General features: G+C 66.8%; 4 protein-coding genes. All 4 read right to left on the bottom strand.

What is annotated here, in order from left to right:
• Positions 1-787, bottom strand: a 787-nt coding sequence (locus ACFY9I_RS42180) for an ATP-binding cassette domain-containing protein (RefSeq protein ID WP_391012756.1), incomplete at its 3' end; no start/stop codon positions are given.
• Positions 780-1,886, bottom strand: coding sequence for an extracellular solute-binding protein (locus ACFY9I_RS42175; protein WP_391012753.1), 1,107 nt, complete (start codon positions 1,884-1,886; stop codon positions 780-782). The genes ACFY9I_RS42180 and ACFY9I_RS42175, both read right to left, overlap by 8 nt.
• Before the next feature lie 398 nt (positions 1,887-2,284).
• The gene (locus tag ACFY9I_RS42170) at positions 2,285-2,971 is read right to left on the bottom strand and encodes a haloacid dehalogenase type II (RefSeq protein WP_391012751.1); all 687 of its coding nucleotides are present in this window, start codon (positions 2,969-2,971) and stop codon (positions 2,285-2,287) included.
• Between the two features lie 52 nt (positions 2,972-3,023).
• On the bottom strand, positions 3,024-4,088 hold the full coding sequence (locus ACFY9I_RS42165) for a phosphotransferase (RefSeq protein ID WP_391012749.1): 1,065 nt from the start codon (positions 4,086-4,088) through the stop codon (positions 3,024-3,026).
• Positions 4,089-4,299 lie beyond the last annotated feature (211 nt).

Below are 4,299 nucleotides of genomic sequence, written 5' to 3'. Positions count from 1 at the left end.
GCAGGAAGTTGGCCGCGCCGAGGAAGTCGGCGACGAAGGGGGTCTTCGGCCGCTCGAACAGCTCCCGGGGGGTGTCGAACTGCTCGATCAGGCCGTTGCGCATCACCGCGATGCGGTCCGACATCACCAGCGCCTCTTCCTGATCGTGCGTCACATAGATGACGGTCAGGCCGAGTTCCTGCTGGATGGTCTTGATCTCCACCTGGAGCTGGTCGCGCAGCTTCTTGTCCAGCGCGCCCAGCGGCTCGTCCATGAGGATGACCGGCGGGCGGTAGACCAGCGCCCGGCACAGCGCGACGCGCTGCTGCTGACCACCAGACAGCTCACGCGGCTTGCGCCCGCCGAACCCGGACAGGCCGGCGATCTCCAGCGTCTCCCCCACCCGCCGGCGGATCTCGTCCTTCGCCACCCCGCGCAGTGTGAGCGGGAAGGCGACGTTCTCACTGACCGTCATGTGGGGGAAGAGCAGGTACTGCTGGAAGACGAAGCCGAGGCCCCGTTTCTGCGGCGCGAGCCGGGTGACGTCACGGCCGCCGACCGTGATGGTGCCGGAGTCCGGTTCACAGAACCCTGCGATCATCATCAGCGTCGTGGTCTTGCCCGAGCCGGAGGAGCCGAGGAAGGTGACGAACTCCCCCGCCGCGATCTCCATGGACGCCTCGTCGACGGCGACGACATCGCCGTAGGTCTTGCGCAGGGCCACCACCGACAGCGCTTTGCCGGTCGCGGCGGCCGGCTTGTTGCCGGCCACCTTGACGGACGGTGTGGCGACACCGAATTCAGCCACGAGCCCACTCCAGCCAGCGCTTGGTGACGGCCGACTCGTTCTTCAGCCACCAGTCGATGTCCGCGTCGAAACCCTTGTCGTAGTACTTCGGCGCACCCGCGAGCGCGTTGCGCTCGTCCTCGGTGAGCTTGGCGTAGGCCACCGGCGAGGCCGGGTTCGACGGGAAGGCCTTGGCCAGCGCGGCCTGGCTCTCCGCCCGCAGCGCGAAGTCCATCAGCTGGTAGGCGTTGTCCACATTCGCCGCGTCCTTGGCGATGGCGTAGCCCGAGAACTGGCGCCGCATACCGTTGAGCTGCCGCTCCACCGGAACGCCCTGCTTCTGCAGATCCGCGATCCGGCCGTCCCAGACGGTGGACATCGTCACCTCCTCGCGGCTCAGCAGCACACCCGGCAGCGGGCCGCTGTCCCAGAACTTCTTGATGTCGCCCCGCAGCCGGGTCAGCACCTTGAAGGCCCGGTCCACATCGAGGGGGTAGAGCTTGTCGAGGGGGACGCCGTCGGCGAGCAGCGCGAACTCCAGCTCCGGCAGGTCACCGTCCGGGCTGCACATCGCACGGCCGCCCTGGAACGCCTTGGTGTCGAAGAAGTCCGCCCACGACTCAGGCTTCTTGCCCCCGAAGGCATCCGTGCGGTACGCGATGCACTGGCCGTAGAAGCTGTGGCCGACCGCATGGTCGGTGATCTGGGCCTCGGGGATCTTCGCGCTCTTCAGGCTCTTGATCCGGTCGAGGTCCAGCGCCTCCAGGGCGTCCTGCTTGACGTACTTGGTGTGGGACATCATCGAGTTGTTGATGAGGTCGCACTGCGGTCGGCCCTGCTTGATCTGCGCCAGCAGCGGGGCGTCGTCCAGGTTCAGCACCTTGACGGTGATGCCGGTCTCCCGCGTGAACGGCGTGTAGATCGCCTTCTGCAGGGCCGCACCGTAGGAACCGCCGCTGTCACGGACGACCACCGTCTTGCCCTTCCCACCACTACTGGTGGAAGTGCTGCGGCTGGTGCCGGTGCCACAGGCGCTCAGGGCGGTCGCGGCGGCGAGACCCGCCGTGGCTCCGCCGACGCCGCGCAGGAAGAACCTGCGGTCTATACGGGCGTCTCTCATCGTGTGCCTCCTGGGGGTGGTGCTAAGGGGAAAGAGGGAAGGCTGGGGATGGGGCTTCAAGGGCGGGGATCCGACACCTCGGATCCCCAGCCCGCGGCGGGGGCCGCCGAGGTTGCCGGGCCGCTGCCGTATCACGTCCCACCGGCAGGGCGGCCGGTCCCGCGTCGGGGATGGCGGTGAGGCCGTGCATGCCGTGGGTGATCCGCCCGCCGGCCAGGGCGTGGACCGTGTGCTCCCGCCGTTCGGCCGGGTTGATGATGCGCCCGAGGACGTCGCTCTCGGCCCGGTACTTCGAGTTCTACGCGGGCCTCGCCGACAAGCTCGGCGAGGCTCCTTCCGGGCTGTCCGGGCTGTCCGGGCTGTCCGGGCTGTCCGGGCCGGACGGTGTGTGTCGCGCGTCAGATGCCGAGCATGGTGTTGAGCTCGTCGAGGGACTTCACGGTCACGTAGTCGTAGCCGTGGGTCACCGGGTCGTAGCCGCGGTCCAACAGGATCAGGTTGCGGAAGCCCATGTCGTGCATCGGCATCAGGTCGTAGCGGGTGTGCGAGGAGACGTGCACGAAGTCCTCGGGGGACGCGTCGAGCTGGTCGAGCATGTACTCGAACGCGGCGTAGCGGGGCTTGTAGTAGCCGGCCTGCTCCGCGGTGTACACCGCGTGGAAATCGGCCCCGAGCCGCGGCACGCTCTCCTCCAGGAAGGAGTCGTCGGCGTTGGAGAGGATCACCAGCTTGTACTTCTCGCCCATCTTCTTCAGCGGCTCCGGCACATCGGCGTGCGGACCCCAGCTGCGAACGGCGTCGGCGAACCGCTTGCCGGCGTCCGGGGCGACCTTCAGGCCCCACCGGCGGCAGACCCGCTCGAAGGAATCGTGCAGCACCTGCTCGTAGGAGTAGTACGTGCCGCGGACCTGGTCGTACCGGTAGCCGCGGAATTCTTTGACGAACTGGTCCCACTGCTCGGCGGGGATCTGGTCGCCGACGAGCTCACGCGTGACGGGGGTGATCTGGTAGTTGATCAGCGTGCCGTAGCAGTCGAACGACACGTACTTCGGACGGAACTGCAACGAGGGGATTTTGTTGCTCATGAGAGAGTTCCGATCTTTCTCTTACGGAAACTGGATAGGATGGTGAGATTTCTCAGGAACGCCCATGCCGGGATTCCCTGAGTTGCGCGATGACGTCGTTCAGGCTTACGGCCAAGGCGCGCTCGATGTTGGTCCAGTCGTCCTTGGCGTGAGCGAGGAGGTACTCGCGCCGTTCGGGTGCGCGCTCCGCTCGCCAGTTGGTGAGCAGCCCGCGCAGGGTGAGGCGTGCCAGTGCGGCAACCGGGAGCAGAGGGAGTTCCGAGGCCTCGATCGGCCGCTCCCTCTGGTATCCGGCGGCGAAGGCGCAGGCGTCCCGCCAGGGCTGGTCAGGCGTCCGGCCGAGCAGGTTCGCCATGGGCACGGCGGGGTCGAAGATCACGGCGCTGCGCACGGTGTCGCCGAAGTCGATGACGCCGGTGACGTAGTCGTCGTCGCTCTTCGGATCCACCACGACGTTGTAGGGGCTGAAATCGCCGTGAATCACTTGCGTCTCAAGATCACTCAGCCTCGGGACGACGGTTTCGTCGAAGAGCCAGAAGACCTCGCGGGCCAAGCGGCGGTGCTCAGGGTCCGAGGTGTACTGAACCAGGCTGCTCAGCTGGTGGAAGTGGCGGATGTCCCACACCAGATCGCGTCCGTCCGCGGAGTGCGAGAACGCCTTCAGCGCCACGTCGACCCGCCCCAGCATCTCGCCGGCCAGGGCGAGCTGCTGCGTGTCCGGGGTCGTCTGCGCCAGGACCGGACCCGCGACGAAGTCGAACACCCGCAAGATCCGGGTCCCGCCGTCGTTCAATCGGATGACCACGCTGTCGTTCCCGTCGGCGGTCAGCTTCACACGCTGGACCGGCAACTGTGGGGCGGCGCTCTCGAGGAAACGCATCGCGGCGGTCTGGAAATCGACAACCGCCTCGGCCTCGTCCGGCGGCGAGACCTTCACGAGATAGTCGCCGGCCTCGGTCCTGAGCCTGAACGTGTCGTCCTTCTCGGTCGCCAGTCGCCCGAGACGTCCGTTGAGGCGGTAGTGCTTCTCGAGGAAGGTGTTCACCAACACCACGTCGATGGGCTCGTGGGACGACGTCAGGCCGCTCTCCTCGAAGAGCCGTTGAGCAAAATTCACAGCCGGTGAGGTATTCACGGTCAGTCCTTCGGCCAGCCGACTACAGACGGTTTTTCGCGACCTCGGCGAAGGTCTCCAGGAATCGGGTCACATCGGCGGAGTCGAAGGCCAGTGGTGGGCGGATCTTCAGGGTGTTCGCCGACTTGCCCGTGCCGTTGATGAGAATCCGGCGATCGCGCATGTCGTTGATGACGTCTTCGGTCAGCAGGCG

The organism is Streptomyces sp. NPDC012510 (genome assembly GCF_042955065.1).
Lineage (GTDB): Bacteria > Actinomycetota > Actinomycetes > Streptomycetales > Streptomycetaceae > Streptomyces.
The sequence above is the reverse complement of the archived record's forward strand: the minus strand, read 5'-3'. Positions and strand labels throughout refer to the sequence as shown.

Coding starts and splice junctions, on each gene's coding strand:
- ACFY9I_RS42175 (WP_391012753.1), bottom strand. CDS start 1,886: ATGAGAGACGCCCGTATAGACCGCAGGTTCTTCCTGCGCGGCGTCGGC.
- ACFY9I_RS42170 (WP_391012751.1), bottom strand. CDS start 2,971: ATGAGCAACAAAATCCCCTCGTTGCAGTTCCGTCCGAAGTACGTGTCG.